Here is a 16029-nt window from a genome sequence, read left to right as displayed (position 1 = left end):
AGTGGTGGAGCCGGGGGGATTTGAACCCCCGTCCGCCAGTACTCCGCTGTCGGTACTACATGCGTAGCCGTGTCTATTAAGTTAACCCTCAGCGACCCGACGGGCAGGGTGCTTTGGGCGAGTTGTGTAAGTTTTAGCCGCTTCGTCCACAACGTACTGCACGGCGATTCTGTTCTATATGACAATCACTTTGGGTTTACAGACATCCCCTGATGATTGCTGGACCCGAAGGTACCAGAAGGGAAGGGCTAAGGCTGCTTACGCAGCGAGAGCGTATTCCCCGTAGGTTTCGTCATTGGCAACTATAGAAAGTTGCAACAGTGGATTTACGAGTTCTGTTACCAACTCGGCATGCACCTAAAGTTTCGCAACCGGCGTCGAATCCTAAACGGCCCCGAGCCTGCTGCTCCGTGAATCCAAGTGAGCAACAAGCCTGTGCAGTGTACGCCAACGCGGCTCAGAAGGCCAACCCGCGTTGGCCACCAGCGATTATGGATTGGGTTCATTGCGCAGTTTGTCAGCGAGTGCCGATGCCTGGGTGGCCTCGGTGACGCATTTTTTGTCGTCCCCGGAAGCCTGGGACGCTTCGGCGCTGGACATCAGTCTTTTGATCTCCATCGCGGTGTTGCTGGAGCTCGCCGGCAGTGAGTTCACTTTGCTTTTGAGCTCTTGAAGCTTGCTCGTGCAGAGGTTGTTGTCCGCAGCAAAGACGGGGGAGGCCAACATAGCAGCAGAAATGAACAGACCAGCGAGTGCGGTACGTTTCATGGATATCTCCTTGAACTGATGGTCTCGGTGCTGCCGTATGAGCGTGCGGCTCGGCCGAGGTCGGAAAATAAGCCACGATTGATCAGGCCTACTTAAAAGACTACGGCGTTGCGCAGGAATTCGGTTCTTGCAAAAAAGGCTATGGAAAAACTTTTTGATAGAACCAGACCCCAGTTGCACCAAAACCCGCACTTGGCGGGTTTTGGTGTGTTCATTGGGGTGACGCTGGGAGCTGCAGGATGGGGCTAGGGTTTGCCGCCGTCACTGGTCTTCTGAATGGACTGAATGGTTTTGGTGGTCTCGGCGACGCAATCATCAGTCCCTTCCTTGGTGCCTTTTGCATGATCAGCTTTGGCTTTCTTGACGCTGTCCATGACCTGTTCAGTCATATCCGGAGGAATCTGTGTCTTGGCATTTTCGATGGTTTTCAAGTTGACCGCGCAGAGGTCTTCCGCGGCAAACGACGGGGACGCCATCAGCGAGACAGTAACGAACAGACCTAACAGTACAGAACGTTTCATGAGTATCTCCTTGAACTGAGGTGCCAGGCATTTGCTGGCCATCAGGACGGGCTGCCAAGTTTGGGTAAGGCCCGGCAATGGCAGGGCTTAACCAGTGGACTACGACCGTGCGTCAGGGTTCTATTTTTCTTCAGAGGGCCCTCGCCCTAGTGACTCGGTCCACCAGATAGACCAGCCCGTGGTAGTCAATTCCCCCGTGTTGCGTCAGACCGATCTCACAGGTGCGGCTGGTGGAAATCCCTTCGCTGCACTGTTGCACCGCATCCTTGAGCGTGCGCAGTGAATGGGCGTTCAGCTCCGGCGTGGTAAAGCCCTTGTCGCCGGCAAATCCACAGCAGTGAATGCCCTCGGGAATGACCACGTTCTTGCTGCATTTACGCGCCAGATCAATCAGCGCCTGGCTCTCTCCCAAGTGTTGAGTGCTGCACGTGACGTGCACGGCGATGGGCGCTTCCTGTGGCGTGAATTCAAGCCGGTCCATCAAATGCGTACGGATGAAACGCACCGGATCGTACAGGTCCAGTCGAACATCACCCAAGTCCTGAACCAGGCGCAGCGTGCAAGGGCTGGTGTCGCAGTAGATCGGGTCGAGCCCGCCACGGCTGGCGTGCAGCAACGCGCCGATCAGTTCCTGGCGTTTGTGTTCGGCTTGCTCGGCGTAACCCTTGGAGGCGAACGGCTGACCGCAGCAGAGGCTGTCCTGATTGTCCGGAAAGACGACCTGGTAACCGGCTTTTTCCAGCAGGCCACGGGTTTTGTCGTACAGCGACATTTGTTCTTTATCACCCGCCGCAGGCCCCATCACCCGCGAGACGCAAGCGGCCAGGTACACCACTCGCGGACGCGCATCCGTTACGGTCGGGCTGAAGCGAATGGCCTTTTCCGGCTGCGGCATGGCGTTGGTCCATTGCGGGACCTGACCTTTGGACAGCTTCGTCAGCGTCGCCGAAAGTTTCGCCAGGCGTGGCGCCCCCAGCAGCATCCGCGCACCGTTAGCCACATGCAGGGTGAAACGCGCGCCTTGCAACGCGGTGGCGAAATTGCCTTCAAGCCAATTAGCAGTTTTCGTATGCGTTGCGTTACGGCTGCGGAGCTTTTTCACCAGCTCGCCGGTGTTGATTCCTACAGGACAACGCTGGGCGCACAAACCGGTGGCGGCGCAGGTGTCGATGCCCTGGTATTCATAAGCGGCTTCGAGTTCAGTGGTGTCCACGCCGGCGCGTTTTTTGGCCTGAATGTCCCGCCAGATCACGATGCGCTGGCGCGGGCTCAGGGTCAGGCCCTTCGACGGGCAAACCGGTTCGCAGAAACCGCACTCGATGCACTTGTCCACAATCTCGTCGGCGGCCGGCAGCGGTTTCAGGTTTTTCAGGTGGATCTGCGGATCGTCGCTGAGCACTACGTCGGGATTGAGAATGCCATTCGGGTCGAGCAGGCGCTTGAGCTGCCACATCAACTGGTAGGCATCGCTGCCCCATTCCAGTTCGACGAAGGGCGCCATATTGCGGCCGGTGCCGTGCTCGGCCTTCAGCGAACCGCCGAATTCCACGGCGACCAATTGCGCGACGTCATCCATGAACGCCTGATAGCGTGCGACTTCTTCCGGGTTGTTGAAGCCCTGGGTGAACACAAAGTGCAGATTGCCTTCCAGGGCGTGTCCGAAAAGAATCGCTTCGTCGTAGTGATGTTTGTCGAACAGCTCGATCAGACGGTTCACGCCGATGGCCAGTTGTTCCACCGGGAAGGTCACGTCTTCGATGATCACCGTGGTGCCGGTTTTGCGCACCGCACCGACGGCGGGAAAGGTGTCCTTGCGAATCGCCCACAGACGAGCGTTTTCCACGGGGTCTTCGGTGAAGTCGACCTGCTTCTCCACCGGGAATGAGGCCAGCGACGCCATGATTTGCGTCAGTTGCTCGTGCAGCAAAGTGGACGACGCGGCGCGGGATTCGATCAGCAGGGCGCAGGCATTGTTCGACAGGTGCTGTACGAAAGCCGGCATGCCGGGTTTGTTCTGCACCGATCGCAGACTGCGGCGGTCCAGCAGTTCCACGGCCGACACTGGTTGGCTTTTCAGCACGGTCACGGCATTGCAGCAGGTTTCCACATCCGGGAACACGATCAGCGCCGAGGCCTTGTTCGGGTGGTCGATCACGGTGTCGTAAGTCACGGCGCTGATGAACCCGAGGGTGCCTTCGGAACCCACCAGCAAGTGGCTCAAGATATCCACAGGCTCGTCGAAATCCACCAGGGCGTTGAGTGACAGGCCGGTAGTATTTTTCAGGCGATATTTGTGGCGGATTTTTGCGGCCAATTCGGAATTGGCGCGGGTCTCGCGGCCCAGCGCCGCCAGACGATCAAGCAGTGCTGCGTGGCTCTGGCGAAATGCCGTGAGACTCGCCGCATCTTCGGTATCGAGGCGGCTGCCGTCGGCGAGCACCAGGCGAATACCGGCCAGCGTGTGATAGGTGTTTTGCGCCGTGCCGCAGCACATGCCGCTGGCATTGTTGGCGACAATGCCTCCGATTTTGCAGGCATTGATCGACGCCGGGTCCGGGCCGATCTTGCGCCCGAACGGTGCCAGCCAGGCATTGGCCTGCGCGCCGATCACGCCCGGTTGCAGGCGGATTTGCGTGCCCTGGCCGCGGATCTCCCGACCGTTCCAGTTATCCCCCAGCACGATCAGCACTGAATCGCTGATGGCCTGGCCGGACAGGCTGGTGCCGGCGGCGCGGAAGGTCACCGGGACTCGATCCCGTTGCGCCAGTCCGAGCAGCGCCACCACTTCGTCTTCGGATTCGACACGGATCACCAGTTTCGGAATCAACCGGTAGAAACTGGCGTCGGTGCCGAAGGCCAATGTCGACAGTGGATCGTCGAAACGTCGGTCTTCAGGGATGAGTTTCTGTGCATCTCGCAGGAAAGCCGCCGGTAGACTCATTGGTCCTCCAGAATCAAAACCACCAGGTCTTTCGGACCGTGAGCGCCGTAGGCCAGGACCTGCTCGATGTCGGCGGTCTTCGACGGGCCGGAGACCAGCAGTGCGTTGGTCGGCATGCCTTGCGCCCAGTTGAATTCCTGCTGTACCTGATAGAAGTTATCGCGGATTTCACTGGCCTTGAGCAGGGCAAAATGCACCGGCGGCACCAGGCTCATCAAGCGCGGTTCTTCGCGTGTCGGCCAGACAATCAGACTGCCTGTGGCCGCGATAGCACCGAGGGTTCCGGTCAGGCTGGCGGGCGTGTCGTTGAACAGCTCGGCTTTCCATTCTTCGACCGGACGGTCGTAGGACTTGAGCGTTGGGAGCCCCGGATTTTTCTCCCAGTGCTGAGCGACACGTTGACCGTGAGGCGTCGTCGGCGCGATCAGCAGGCTCGGCAATTGGCGATCTCGAAGCAATTGTGCGAGCAGGGCGGGCCAGCCTTCGCCGGAGGTCAGATGGATTTCCGTGTGGACCGCTTCCATCAGTTTGCGCAATTGCGGAATGCGTTGCTCGGGCGCGTAGGTGTAGGGCGCTGTCACCAGTTCGACGTCGAATTCGTCCGGCACGGGCGTGGTGCCGGTCAGACTATTGCGTAACTTGGCGAGGATATTCTGTTTGGCGCTCATCGGCGGTCTCCCTGTTTGGCCAGATGCTCGCGGGCCATGTCGTGCAGTGAGCGGGCAGCGGGTTTCGGGGCGCTGTGGTTTTGCGTCCACGGGCCAACGTTGCTCGGTGCGAGGGCGCGCAGTCGTGTAGCGAAAAAGCCGAACAGCCGGTACAGCGTCGGCGAGCTGTTGAGCTTTGCCCAGGCATTCCAGATAAAGCGTTCCTTGCGCGAATATTTGCTGCCCTGGCCGCGCATGACTTGATGCGGACTGTCCGGGGCTTTGACGTTCTCTTCCCGTAGGCGACGCAGCAAAGCGGGGATAGGAATTTTTACCGGGCACACTTCACCGCAAGCACCGCACAACGACGATGCGCTCGGATGGTCCGGGACATTCGCCAGGCCGACCATGTGCGGGGTGATGATTTTTCCGATCGGCCCAGGGTAAACCTCCCCATAGGCGTGGCCGCCGATTCGAGTGTAGACCGGGCAATGATTCATACAGGCGCCGCAGCGAATGCAGTTCAGGGTCTGGCGCAATTCACTGTCGGCAAAGGCCTGGCTGCGACCGTTGTCCAGCAGCACCAGATGCACTTCCTGCGGGCCGTCGAGTTCATGGGCCTTGCGCGGGCCGGAGATCATGTTGACGTAGGTGGTGATGGGCTGGCCGAGCGCTGAGCGGGTCAGCAGCGACAACAGGGGCACCACGTCGCGCAGGTTTTCCACGACTTTTTCGATGCCGGTGACAGCGATGTGCACCGGCGGCACCGTAGTCGTCATGCGCCCGTTGCCTTCGTTTTCCACCAGCAGCAGGGTGCCGGTTTCGGCCACGGCGAAGTTGACGCCGGAGACGCCGATGTCCGCTTCGAAGAATTTCTGTCGCAAGACTTTGCGACCGATCTGAATGAGTTGGTCAACGTCCTTGGTGTACTCCACGCCAAGTTTGTCGTGGAACAAGGACGCGACCTGACCGGCATTCTTGTGGATCGCCGGCATAATAATGTGTGAAGGCTTCTCGTGGTCGAGCTGGACGATGTACTCGCCCATGTCCGATTCCAGGCATTCAATGCCCCGATCAGCGAGGAAATGGTTCATTTCCATTTCTTCGCTGACCATCGATTTGCCCTTGATCACTTGCCGCCCCTCGTGAGCGCGGATGATCGAGAGGACGATGCCATTGGCTTCGTCCACCGTTTCCGCCCAGTGCACTGTCACACCGTTGCGGGTCAGGTTCCGTTCAAGTTGCTCGAGCAGGTCGGGCAACTTCGATAACGCACGGGCGCGGACCGCATTGCCCAGTGCTCGCAAATGTTCTCTTTCGTGGGCATCGCTGAAGGACGCTGCCCGTTTTGTCATCAGTGAATCCATCGCAGTGCGAAAGTTGTTTCGCAACTGCTTGTCACCCAGCGCGGTGTGAGCGCGGGTGCGGAAATCTTCTTCTACGGCAACCGTAGGAATAATCGCGGAAGCGTTCATTGGCCGCCTCCGGTTCGCTGCCAGAGGAAGCTGGCCAGATGCTGACCGCGTAACGCTTCCTTCTGTTTCTCCAGCGAGCCGTTGATGTTCATCAGGCAACCGCAGTCGGCACTGAGTACCTTGTGCGCCCCGGATTCCTTCAACGACCGGGTCTTGTCAGCCACCATCGCGCCGGAAATGTCCGGCATACGGACGCTGAAAGTCCCACCAAAGCCACAGCATTCACTTTCATGGCTATGGTCGACACGTTCCACATTGCCCAGCTGCGCCAACAACTCGCGGCCGTGCAAGTGGGTGTTCATCTCACGACGTGCCGAGCACGAGGTGTGCAGCGCCACTTTTACCGGTTCGCCACTGTCCTTGAGCTGCACCTTGCAGACGAACAACAGAAACTCGGCCAACTCGTAAGTCCGGGCTGCCAGGGCCTGAACCTGTTTCAGTGTTTGCGGCTCGTCCTTGAACAAGTCGGCGTAGTGTTCGCGCAACATGCCGGCACACGATCCCGACGGCACTACCACTGGATAATCGCCAGCGAACAGCGCCAATTGCGAGCGTGCAACGGCCCGGGCCTGGTCGGTGTAACCAGAGGTGTAGGCCGGTTGCCCGCAACAGCTTTGCCCCTGCGGGTACTCGACACGGATGCCTTCGCGTTCCAACAGGTGAATCGCGTCCATTCCGGCTTCCGGGTAGAACAAATCCACCACGCAGGTCCCGAACAGGTAGACCCGTGACGGTTTTTCGCCGGGGTATTGCCGAGGCTCGGGCAGTGGCGGGGCGACGCGTGTTGCGTTCGGCACGGCGTTGTAAAAAAGCTCGCTCATCAGGCGTGTCTCCGGGTGGGCCCGGTTATCCGTCCGCTGAGGCTGCTGAATATAGTGAGTGATGCTTTCAGCAGCCTTACAGACCGGGTTGTGAATAGCTGACGCCGGAATCGTGGTCCGGCGTCGGTTTTTGCGTTTTTTCTCGTAGTACTTAGTGCACCAGCATGCCGGTGAACCAGTAGGCCTGAGCCAACGTGATCAAGCCGACGATTGTTGCAAAGAACAGACTGTGCTTGAGGGTGAAGCGGAACAGATCCGACTCCTTGCCCACCAGCCCGGTCGCGGCGCAGGCCACGGCGATCGATTGTGGCGAGATCATCTTGCCGGTGACGCCGCCGCTGGTGTTTGCCGCGACCAGCAAGGTGTCGTTGACGCCGATCTGGTGTGCGGTAGTCGCCTGCAACGAACTGAACAGCGCGTTGGACGAGGTATCGGAACCGGTGAGGAACACGCCCAGCCAGCCGAGGAACGGCGAGAAGAACGGGAACGCCGCGCCGGTGCCTGCCAGTACCAGTGCCATGGTCGAGGACATGCCCGAGTAGTTGGTGACGAAAGCAAACGCCAGCACCATACCGATGGACAGAATCGGCCAGCGCAGCTCGTAGAACGTCTCTCTAAAAGTGGTCAGACCAGTTTTGAGATTGATCTTCAGCACCAGCATCGAGATCAGCGCGGAGAAGAAAATCGCCGTGCCGGTCGCGGAAATCGGATCAAGTTTGAACACGGCCGGAATGGCGGTTGGCGCGGTCACGATCGGGGCGACCTTGATCACCATTTGATCGAGGTGCGGGATCGCGAAGTTGAACACCCAGCCGTACATCGAACCGCCGGCGGCAAACATCGCCTTGAACGGCTTCAGGGTCCAGATGGTGACCAATACGGTGAGGATCAGGAACGGCGACCAGGCCTTGAAAATTTCACCCAGGCTGTAAGGCGAAGCCACGGTTGTGCGCGGCTGGCCGAAACCGCCGGCGCTGGCAGTCACAACGGAGGCCGAGACCGCGCCTGCGATGTGTTGGCCTGCAGCGCGTTTTGGCTGCCAGACTTTCAGGAACAGCGTCAGGGAGATCAGGCTGGCCAGGGCCGAGGTGATGTCCGGCAACTCAGGGCCGATGAAGTTCGACGTGAAGTATTGGGTGATGGCAAAGCTCAAGCCGGCCACCAGCGCTGCCGGCCAGGTTTCCCGCACGCCGCGCAGGCCATCCATCATGAACACCAGCCAGAACGGCACGAACAGCGACAGCAGCGGCAATTGGCGGCCGGTCATGGCGCCGATCTTGAATGCATCGATACCAGTCACTTGCCCGGCGACGATGATTGGAATCCCCAGGGCACCAAACGCCACCGGCGCGGTGTTGGCGATCAGGCACAGGCCTGCGGCGTACAGCGGATTGAAGCCCAGTCCTACAAGCAGTGCGGCAGTAATCGCTACCGGTGCGCCGAAACCGGCTGCACCTTCAAGGAACGCACCGAAGCAGAAACCGATCAGCAACACCTGCAAGCGCTGGTCGTCGGTGATCGACAGGACGGAGCTGCGAATCACCTCGAACTGACCGCTCTTGACCGTCAGCTTGTAGAGGAAAACCGCTGCCACGATGATCCACGCAATCGGCCACAAGCCGTAGGCGAAGCCATACCCGGCGGCGGCGAATGCCATGTCGACCGGCATCTGGAAAGCGAAAATGGCCACGGCGATGGACAAGGCCAGCGTGATGCTGCCCGCCACGTGCCCTTTGAGCCGGAACACGGCCAACGCCAGAAAGAAAAACACGATGGGAATGACGGCCGCGAGCGCGGAAAAGCCGAGGCTGCCGAGCGGGGTATAGAGCTGTTGCCAGGTTTGCATATGGGGTGGCCCCTAATTGTTGTTGGTCATGCACTGTCAGCGTTCTTGGTTAATTGGTAATACCAATTTACAATCGCTGTTCGCTAGGGTAAAAGCCTTGTAGGCGGTGTGTCAATTTGCCGCCCTAAAACTTTTGTCGAACACGCGCTGTGGTTTCCGAGTGATGCGCTCGAACAAATGCCGTCGGGTGGGTGCTGGCACAGCGCCGATAGGCCAGAATAGAGAGCCCGGCGAGCCGTCGGGATCGCGGAGATTTGAGTTATGGGGTTTGATCAAATTCGTCAGCGCCGTTTGTCTGACGATATTGTCGAGCGGCTCGAGGGGATGATCCTCGAGGGCACGCTGAAGGCAGGTGAGCGCTTGCCGGCAGAACGCGCGCTGGCCGAGCAGTTCGGTGTGTCACGCCCTTCGTTGCGCGAAGCGATTCAGAAGCTGGCGGCCAAGGGCTTGCTGGTCAGTCGCCAGGGTGGCGGAAATTATGTGGTGGAATCACTGGGCACGACGTTCAGTGATCCACTTCTTCATCTGCTGGAAAGCAACCCCGAGGCCCAGCGTGATTTGCTGGAGTTTCGCCACACCCTGGAAGCGTCCTGCGCCTATTACGCAGCGCTGCGCGCCACGGATGTCGACCGCGAGCGACTGACCGCGGCCTTTAATGAATTGCAGGATTGCTACACGCGCCACGATGAAGTGAGCCGGGCGGAAGAGGGCGCGGCGGATGCGAAATTTCACCTGGCGATTGCCGAGGCCAGTCACAACGCAGTGTTGCTCCACACGATTCGTGGACTGTTCGATTTGCTCAAGCGCAACGTGGTGACCAACATCGGTGGTATGTACAAACAGCGCACTGAAACCCGCGACATGCTGATCACGCAGCACCGCGAGTTGTACGTGGCGATTATCGAAGGAAGGGCGGAACAGGCGCGGGAAGTTTCCAGTCGACACATTTTGTATGTGCAGGAAGTACTGGAAGAGGTGCGTCAGGAAGTGCAGCGCATGGCCCGGGCGGAGCGGCGCAAGGGAATGTAGAGAGCGTCTGTGGCGAGAGCGCTTGCTCCCGCTGGGGCGCGAAGCGGCCCTCAAACCAGTCAATACAAGATTGTATTTACCGGTTTGCGACTGCTTCGCAGCCGAGCGGGAGCAAGCTCCCTCGCCACAAAACGCGCCGGGGTCGGAGAGCTACTCTTCCTTGCCCTTGTTGCGCACCGCACGCTGCAACTCGCGACCGGCGTCGCGTTCGCGTTCGGTATCACGCTTGTCGTATTCCTTCTTGCCCTTGCCCAGCGCGATCTCGCACTTGACCATGTGCTTGCTCCAGTACCAGGACAGGCACACGCAGGCGTAACCCTTTTGCTGCACGGCGGCGGCCAGCTTTTCCAGCTCGCGGCGGTTGAGCAACAATTTTCGGGTGCGCGTCGGATCAGCGATGACGTGGGTGCTGGCGGTCGTCAGGGGCGTAATGTGGCTGCCGAGCAGCCAGGCTTCGCCATCCTTGAGCAGTACATAACTGTCAACCAGCTGTAGCTTGCTTGCCCGCAGACTTTTTACTTCCCAGCCGGCCAGGACCAGACCAGCCTCGAACCGATGTTCGATGAAGTAATCGTGTCGCGCCTTTTTATTTTGCGCGATGGTCCCTGTTGGGTGTTTCTTCTGTTTAGCCATAGGGGCGGCATTATAGGGAGTTGCAAGCGAGTCGGCTACGGTGACGCAGCGTGCTTGAGCAGGTTGATTGAATCCCGGACAATGCGCCCTCTTTTTTCAATGCTTGGACGTGGTAACGATGTCGACAGACAAGGTTTCTGTCCACGGCAGTTGGGCTAGCCGTTGGGTCTTCATACTCGCCGCGACCGGTTCGGCCGTGGGCCTGGGTAGCATCTGGAAGTTCCCGTATATGGTCGGGGTCTACGGCGGCGGTGCGTTTGTTTTGATGTTCCTCGCCTGTATCGCACTGATCGGCGTGCCGGTCATGCTGGCGGAAACCCTGATCGGCCGGCGCGCCCGGCAAAGTCCGGCCAACGCCTTGAAGGTGCTGGCGCTGGAGGCGGGGCATTCGGGCAAGTGGTCCTGGGGCGCGTTCGCCGGGATGATCACGGCGCTGTTGATCCTGTCTTTCTATAGCGTCGTCGGCGGCTGGTCGCTGGATTACATCATCGACATGGGGCGCGGCGATTTTCAGGGGGCAGCGCCTGATCAGGTTGGCGCTTACTTTGGCAAAGTGATCGCCGATCCATGGCGACTGACACTTTGGCACACGATTTTTATGCTGCTGTCAGCCATTGTGATTGCCAAAGGCGTCGTCGCCGGGCTTGAGCGCAGCCTGCGCATCATGATGCCGTTGCTCTTTGTAATGATTCTGGTGTTGCTGGGCTACAGCATGACCACCGGCCATTTCATGGAGGGCGTGCATTTCATGTTCGACTTCCAACCGGAAAAAGTCCTCGACGGTTTACTGCCCGCCATGGGGCATGCGTTCTTCTCCCTGAGCGTGGGCGTGGGTTCGATCATGATCTACGGCGCTTACATGCCAAAGGATTCGTCGATTTCAGGCACTGTCGTCGGAGTAGCGCTGCTCGATACCTTTGTTTCTCTCGTGGCTGGCCTGGCGTTGTTCCCAATAGTGTTTGCTGCCGGCCTGAATCCGAGTGAAGGCCCTGGCCTGATGTTCGTGAGCCTGCCATTTGCCTTTGGTAACATAGCCTTTGGCCAGTTGATGGGCGTAGTGTTCTTCGTGCTGGTAGCGATTGCGGCCTGGAGTTCGGCGATTTCGTTGCTGGAGCCGATGGTGGCTTACCTGGTTGAGCGTACTAAAGTCAGTCGCGCCTGGGTGACATTCTGGCTGGCGTTCACGTGCTGGTTCGTCGGTCTGGGCACGGTGTTTTCCTTCAATATCTGGAAGCAAGCCAAATTTTTCGTGAACGAAGGCGGGATGTTCCATCTCTATCAATGGGGTGCGACCGGCGGCCTGGATTTCTTTGGTGTGATCGATTTCTTTACCTCGCGGATCATGCTGCCTCTCGGTGGTTTGTGTTTCGTGGTGTTTGCGGGCTGGGTGATGGGGCGTGAAGCGGTGCGCGACGAGTTGTCGATCCGCAGTCCCAGGCTGTTCACTCTGGCCCTGTTTTTGATGCGCTATGTAGCGCCCATCGGCATTCTCGTAGTGTTTGCCGCCCAGCTGTGGAAGTGACGCTGACATGACGACACACATTCAACGTTCGGCCCTGCTGCCGTATCCGGCGCAAGCGCTGTATGACCTGGTCAATGACGTGGCGCGTTACCCGGAGTTTCTGCCGTGGTGCTCGTCGGCCGAAGTCCTGGAAAGCTCTGAGGAGCATATGCGCGCGAGTGTAGGTGTGGCCAAGGGTGGACTCAGCCAGCATTTCGTGACGCGCAACACACTGGTGCACGGGCAATCGATCGAAATGAATCTCGAGGAAGGGCCGTTCACTCAGTTGCACGGCATCTGGGTGTTCAAGGCATTGACCGACAAGGCCTGCAAGATCAGCCTGGACCTTTCGTTCGACTACGCCGGGCCGATTGTCCGCGCAACGCTTGGGCCCTTGTTCAATCAGGCAGCCAATACGCTGGTGGATGCGTTCTGCCAGCGCGCCAAGCAAATGCATGGTTGAGGCCGTGATCGAGGTTGAGGTGGTGTATGCCGCCGTTGATCGTCAAGTGCTTCTGAGTGTGACAGTGCCAGCGGGGGCGACGGTGCGCGCGGCTTTGCTGGCGTCGGGAGTGGATCGCGAGTTCCCTGGGCTGGACCTGGCTGAATGCCCGGTGGGGATCTTCGGCAAGGTGGTCGCGGATCCCGACACTCGTCAGCTTCAGGCGGGGGATCGCATCGAGATTTATCGGCCGCTGCTGGCTGATCCGAAAGAGGTTCGCCGGCTTCGCGCCGCCAAGGCTGCCGAGGCGAAAGCACGGAATCAGTGATGCGCCAAACGCCAGGCAATAAAAAACCCGGACATTCCGGGTTTTTTATTGCGTCGCAAATTATTGCGGCGAGGTGTCCAGCGGTTCTGGCGTCGGGACAGGAACGGTTTCTACGCCGTCCACGTCCTTCTGGATCTGATCCAGCAACGAACCCGGCTTGACCGGTTTTTCCGGTTTCGGCTTCTCGGCGTTTTCTGCAGGTGCGGTCACGTTAGTGCCACTGTCCTTGCCGAGAATGGCTTCGTCCCGGCTCACGCCTGGCATGAAATCGCCAGAGAGGCTGACAAGTTGGTCATTTGGGTTGAAGATAACGCTGATGCGTTCCTGTTGGCGTTCACCGCCACCCGGTTGCAGGCTGTACAGATAATCCCAGCGATCGGCATGGAACGTGTCGGTCAGCAGAGGGTTGCCCATGATAAACCGTACTTGCCGACGGGTCATTCCCGGGCGTAACTGGTCTATCATGTCCTGCGTGACGACATTGCCCTGCTGGATGTCGATTTTGTAAACCCCGGGGAATGAACAACCGGCGAGTGCGAGCAGTCCCACAAAGGTGAAACTGGTTAGCAAGAGCTTGGTGTTTTGCATCGGTGGGCGACTTCCACTATCTTGGCTGGGACAACGTAAACGCCGATCATACCCGCATTAAGAGAAGCTGCGAAGCAGCATCGCGAGAAAGCTGACCATGGTTGAAAATAGCGAACTACGCAAAGCCGGCCTCAAAGTGACCCTGCCACGGGTCAAGATTCTTCAAATGCTCGATTCCGCCGAGCAACGCCACATGAGTGCCGAGGATGTTTACAAGGCGCTGATGGAGGCTGGTGAGGACGTCGGTCTGGCCACGGTTTACCGTGTACTGACCCAGTTCGAGGCAGCTGGCCTTGTGGTGCGGCACAACTTCGACGGAGGCCATGCGGTCTTCGAGCTGGACGACGGCAAGCATCACGACCATATGGTCAACGTCGAGACCAGTGAAGTGATCGAATTCTTCGACGAAGAAATCGAGCGTCTGCAGAAAGCCATTGTCGACAAGTATGGCTTTGAGATGGTTGATCACAATCTTGTGCTGTACGTGCGCAAGAAAAAGTAAGCATGTCGCGCGAACTTCAGGTTCGCGAAACGAGCGAAGGCGACCCCAGGGTCGCCTTCGTGCTTTCTGCCGTTCCTAGATTTTTGCGGTAACGACCATTTTTTTCGCGTGTGCCAAAGATTCCTTGGTCAGGTCGATACCCCCCAGCATCCGGGCGACTTCTTCGACACGATCATTCTTGCTGAGTTTGGAGACGGCCGTGTGGGTCGCATCCTCGCCACGGACCTTGTGCACAAATAGATGCTGATGTCCCTGCGCCGCCACTTGTGGCAAGTGAGTCACCGTCAACACCTGCCCGCGCTCGCCAAGACGACGCAACAGTTGGCCGACAATCTCAGCGGTCGGTCCGCCGATACCCACGTCCACTTCGTCGAATACGAGGGTTGGTACGCGTGAAGTCTGCGCGGTGATCACCTGAATCGCGAGGCTGATCCGCGATAACTCACCGCCCGAGGCTACTTTTGCCAGGGCTTTCAAGGGCTGGCCGGGGTTGGCACTGACCAGCAGTTCTACCTGTTCGAGCCCGTTAGGCAGCAACTCATCGCTGCTGTTGGGCCGCAGCTCGATGGTGAAGCGACCGCCAGGCATGCCCAGTCGCTGGATTTCCTGCTCCACGGCGCTGGCCAGGCTGCTTGAGGCCTGGTGGCGCAAATCGCTCAATTCCCGCGCCTTCTCCTGATAGTGGCGGGCATAGGACGCCAGCTCGTCACTCAGTCGTTCGATGGATTCGTCGTTCGCATTCAACGTTTCGATTTCATCCAGCAATCGCTGCTGCATCTCGGCCACCTCGGTGGGCTGGATGCGGTGCTTGCGGGCCATGGTGTAGATCGCATCGAGGCGTTCTTCCAGGTATTGCAGGCGCGCCGGATCGGCATCGAAGTTATCGAGGAAGCGGTTCAGCTCGCCCACGGCTTCTTCAACCTGGATCTGCGCACTGGTCAGCAGGCTGCTGGCTTCGCCCAGCGCGCCAATCGAGTTGTTCACGCTCGACAGGCGATTAAGGCTGGCGGTCAGGGCGTTCAGGACATTGCCGGAATCACTTTCGCTGCATTGCTCGACCACTTGTCGGCAGATGCCCAGCAAGGTCTCGGCATTGGTCAGGTTTTTGTGTTCCTGCTCCAACTGCTCCAGTTCGCTTTCGCCGAGGCCGAGGTTTTCCAGTTCTTCGAGTTGATAGCTCAGCAATTGATGGCGGGCGCGCTGCTCATCACCGGAGTTGGACAGGCGTTCCAGTTCCTGGCGCGTCTGGCGCCAGCGCTGGGCGGCGAGCTGAACCTGGCGGGCAAGGTCGGTGGCGCCGGCGTACTCGTCGAGCAGGCGGCGGTGAGTGTCGGTCTTGAGCAGGGATTGGTGTTCGTGCTGGCTGTGGATATCAATCAGTAGCTCGCCCAGGGACTTGAGATCCCCGAGGGGGCAGGGCGTGCCATTGATATAGCCGCGCGAGCGTCCTTCGGCGGTGATCACCCGGCGAAGGATGCACGGGCCATCGCTTTCGAGGTCGCGCTCGGCCAGCCAGGCACTGGCTTCCGGAATGTCGACCAGGTCGAAGGTGGCCAGGATGTCGGCCTTGTCGGCGCCGGGGCGGACGACGCCACTGTCGGCACGATCACCGAGGGTCAGGCCGAGGGCGTCGAGCATGATCGACTTGCCGGCGCCGGTTTCCCCTGTGATCACGCTCATCCCGCGATCGAGTTCGAGATCGAGATGTTCGACGATGGCGTAGTTGTGTACGGACAGGTGCACCAGCATAAAGGCCGCTCCCAGGCTTTAGGTCTGGTTATTTATACAGTGTTTTATTTGCGCCTGACAATGCCCTCGCTTAGCTTGATTTGCTTGATCCGACGAAATCGTCAGTGCATCGAGGAATGACAATGCAGCTGTTTTTTGTAGGGTTAATCACAGCAAACCCCTTGAAGCTGATTTTTGCGGCCCCATATAGCTGGGCAGAAGCGCGAGTTGAGCTCGCGGACGATATTGAAAGGAGAAA

General features: G+C 59.0%; 15 protein-coding genes and 1 other RNA gene. 5 read left to right on the top strand and 11 right to left on the bottom strand.

Features of this window, described 5'->3' with window-relative positions:
* Nucleotides 1–2: 2 nt before the first annotated feature.
* The 8 genes from ssrA to ACM6I5_RS07190 all read right to left on the bottom strand — a co-directional run bounded on the left by ssrA (nt 3) and on the right by ACM6I5_RS07190 (nt 9019).
* Nucleotides 3–396: a transfer-messenger RNA gene (gene ssrA / locus ACM6I5_RS07225) on the bottom strand.
* Nucleotides 397–489: 93 nt separating this feature from the next.
* On the bottom strand, nt 490–768 hold the full coding sequence (locus ACM6I5_RS07220) for a hypothetical protein (protein WP_414879333.1): 279 nt from the start codon (nt 766–768) through the stop codon (nt 490–492).
* Nucleotides 769–1013: 245 nt separating this feature from the next.
* On the bottom strand, nt 1014–1289 hold the full coding sequence (locus tag ACM6I5_RS07215; protein ID WP_414879334.1) for a hypothetical protein: 276 nt from the start codon (nt 1287–1289) through the stop codon (nt 1014–1016).
* A 130-nt stretch (nt 1290–1419) separates the two neighbouring features.
* Entirely contained in the window at nt 1420–4230 is a 2811-nt protein-coding gene (locus ACM6I5_RS07210; protein ID WP_414883465.1) for an FAD-binding and (Fe-S)-binding domain-containing protein, read from the bottom strand.
* On the bottom strand, nt 4227–4898 hold the full coding sequence (locus ACM6I5_RS07205; RefSeq protein ID WP_414883464.1) for a LutC/YkgG family protein: 672 nt from the start codon (nt 4896–4898) through the stop codon (nt 4227–4229). Before ACM6I5_RS07205 ends, ACM6I5_RS07210 begins: the two co-directional genes overlap by 4 nt.
* Complete coding sequence (locus ACM6I5_RS07200; RefSeq protein ID WP_017336452.1) at nt 4895–6352, bottom strand: LutB/LldF family L-lactate oxidation iron-sulfur protein; 1458 nt, start codon at nt 6350–6352, stop codon at nt 4895–4897. The genes ACM6I5_RS07205 and ACM6I5_RS07200 overlap by 4 nt, the downstream gene beginning before the upstream one ends.
* Nucleotides 6349–7173, bottom strand: a complete 825-nt coding sequence (locus tag ACM6I5_RS07195) for a (Fe-S)-binding protein (protein ID WP_017336453.1) — start codon at nt 7171–7173, stop codon at nt 6349–6351. Before ACM6I5_RS07195 ends, ACM6I5_RS07200 begins: the two co-directional genes overlap by 4 nt.
* A gap of 151 nt (nt 7174–7324) precedes the next feature.
* On the bottom strand, nt 7325–9019 hold the full coding sequence (locus ACM6I5_RS07190; RefSeq protein WP_017336454.1) for a lactate permease LctP family transporter: 1695 nt from the start codon (nt 9017–9019) through the stop codon (nt 7325–7327).
* Nucleotides 9020–9280: 261 nt separating this feature from the next.
* Between ACM6I5_RS07190 and ACM6I5_RS07185 the strand changes: the two genes are divergently transcribed.
* The gene (locus ACM6I5_RS07185; RefSeq protein ID WP_017336455.1) at nt 9281–10048 is read left to right on the top strand and encodes a GntR family transcriptional regulator; all 768 of its coding nucleotides are present in this window, start codon (nt 9281–9283) and stop codon (nt 10046–10048) included.
* A gap of 150 nt (nt 10049–10198) precedes the next feature.
* On the opposite strand, the gene smpB is transcribed toward ACM6I5_RS07185, so the two are convergent.
* Nucleotides 10199–10681 carry an SsrA-binding protein SmpB gene (gene smpB, locus ACM6I5_RS07180; protein WP_008029800.1) on the bottom strand — a complete coding sequence of 161 codons (483 nt, stop codon included), beginning with the start codon at nt 10679–10681 and terminating at the stop codon, nt 10199–10201.
* A 118-nt stretch (nt 10682–10799) separates the two neighbouring features.
* On the opposite strand from smpB, the gene ACM6I5_RS07175 reads away from it, so the two are divergent.
* From ACM6I5_RS07175 to ACM6I5_RS07165, 3 genes are read left to right on the top strand one after another with little or no spacing between them, the layout of a single operon-like run.
* On the top strand, nt 10800–12203 hold the full coding sequence (locus ACM6I5_RS07175) for a sodium-dependent transporter (protein WP_017336456.1): 1404 nt from the start codon (nt 10800–10802) through the stop codon (nt 12201–12203).
* 7 nt (nt 12204–12210) lie between these two features.
* Nucleotides 12211–12645 carry a type II toxin-antitoxin system RatA family toxin gene (locus ACM6I5_RS07170; protein WP_017336457.1) on the top strand — a complete coding sequence of 145 codons (435 nt, stop codon included), beginning with the start codon at nt 12211–12213 and terminating at the stop codon, nt 12643–12645.
* Nucleotides 12638–12952: an RnfH family protein gene (locus ACM6I5_RS07165; protein WP_414883462.1), complete on the top strand. Its 315-nt coding sequence runs from the start codon at nt 12638–12640 to the stop codon at nt 12950–12952. Before ACM6I5_RS07170 ends, ACM6I5_RS07165 begins: the two co-directional genes overlap by 8 nt.
* A gap of 60 nt (nt 12953–13012) precedes the next feature.
* Here the strand turns inward: ACM6I5_RS07165 and ACM6I5_RS07160 are convergent, their stop codons facing one another.
* Entirely contained in the window at nt 13013–13540 is a 528-nt protein-coding gene (locus ACM6I5_RS07160) for an outer membrane protein assembly factor BamE (RefSeq protein ID WP_017336459.1), read from the bottom strand.
* 97 nt (nt 13541–13637) lie between these two features.
* On the opposite strand from ACM6I5_RS07160, the gene fur reads away from it, so the two are divergent.
* On the top strand, nt 13638–14042 hold the full coding sequence (fur, locus tag ACM6I5_RS07155; RefSeq protein WP_003197684.1) for a ferric iron uptake transcriptional regulator: 405 nt from the start codon (nt 13638–13640) through the stop codon (nt 14040–14042).
* A 75-nt stretch (nt 14043–14117) separates the two neighbouring features.
* Here fur and recN read toward each other — a convergent pair whose 3' ends face one another.
* Nucleotides 14118–15791: a DNA repair protein RecN gene (recN, locus tag ACM6I5_RS07150; RefSeq protein ID WP_017336460.1), complete on the bottom strand. Its 1674-nt coding sequence runs from the start codon at nt 15789–15791 to the stop codon at nt 14118–14120.
* Nucleotides 15792–16029 lie beyond the last annotated feature (238 nt).

It is taken from the genome of Pseudomonas sp. IT-P171, assembly GCF_949767765.1.
In the GTDB taxonomy this organism is placed as follows: Bacteria; Pseudomonadota; Gammaproteobacteria; order Pseudomonadales; family Pseudomonadaceae; genus Aquipseudomonas; species Aquipseudomonas fluorescens_B.
This window is presented reverse-complemented; position numbering and strand designations above follow the sequence as displayed.

Bases quoted from the DNA above. Each gene is read 5' to 3' on its own strand.
- ACM6I5_RS07190 (WP_017336454.1), bottom strand. From the start codon at position 9,019: ATGCAAACCTGGCAACAGCTCTATACCCCGCTCGGCAGCCTCGGCTTT.
- ACM6I5_RS07165 (WP_414883462.1), top strand. From the start codon at position 12,638: ATGGTTGAGGCCGTGATCGAGGTTGAGGTGGTGTATGCCGCCGTTGAT.
- ACM6I5_RS07175 (WP_017336456.1), top strand. From the start codon at position 10,800: ATGTCGACAGACAAGGTTTCTGTCCACGGCAGTTGGGCTAGCCGTTGG.
- ACM6I5_RS07215 (WP_414879334.1), bottom strand. From the start codon at position 1,289: ATGAAACGTTCTGTACTGTTAGGTCTGTTCGTTACTGTCTCGCTGATG.
- ACM6I5_RS07220 (WP_414879333.1), bottom strand. From the start codon at position 768: ATGAAACGTACCGCACTCGCTGGTCTGTTCATTTCTGCTGCTATGTTG.
- ACM6I5_RS07195 (WP_017336453.1), bottom strand. From the start codon at position 7,173: ATGAGCGAGCTTTTTTACAACGCCGTGCCGAACGCAACACGCGTCGCC.
- recN (WP_017336460.1), bottom strand. From the start codon at position 15,791: ATGCTGGTGCACCTGTCCGTACACAACTACGCCATCGTCGAACATCTC.
- ACM6I5_RS07210 (WP_414883465.1), bottom strand. From the start codon at position 4,230: ATGAGTCTACCGGCGGCTTTCCTGCGAGATGCACAGAAACTCATCCCT.
- ACM6I5_RS07170 (WP_017336457.1), top strand. From the start codon at position 12,211: ATGACGACACACATTCAACGTTCGGCCCTGCTGCCGTATCCGGCGCAA.
- ACM6I5_RS07160 (WP_017336459.1), bottom strand. From the start codon at position 13,540: ATGCAAAACACCAAGCTCTTGCTAACCAGTTTCACCTTTGTGGGACTG.
- ACM6I5_RS07185 (WP_017336455.1), top strand. From the start codon at position 9,281: ATGGGGTTTGATCAAATTCGTCAGCGCCGTTTGTCTGACGATATTGTC.
- smpB (WP_008029800.1), bottom strand. From the start codon at position 10,681: ATGGCTAAACAGAAGAAACACCCAACAGGGACCATCGCGCAAAATAAA.
- fur (WP_003197684.1), top strand. From the start codon at position 13,638: ATGGTTGAAAATAGCGAACTACGCAAAGCCGGCCTCAAAGTGACCCTG.
- ACM6I5_RS07200 (WP_017336452.1), bottom strand. From the start codon at position 6,352: ATGAACGCTTCCGCGATTATTCCTACGGTTGCCGTAGAAGAAGATTTC.
- ACM6I5_RS07205 (WP_414883464.1), bottom strand. From the start codon at position 4,898: ATGAGCGCCAAACAGAATATCCTCGCCAAGTTACGCAATAGTCTGACC.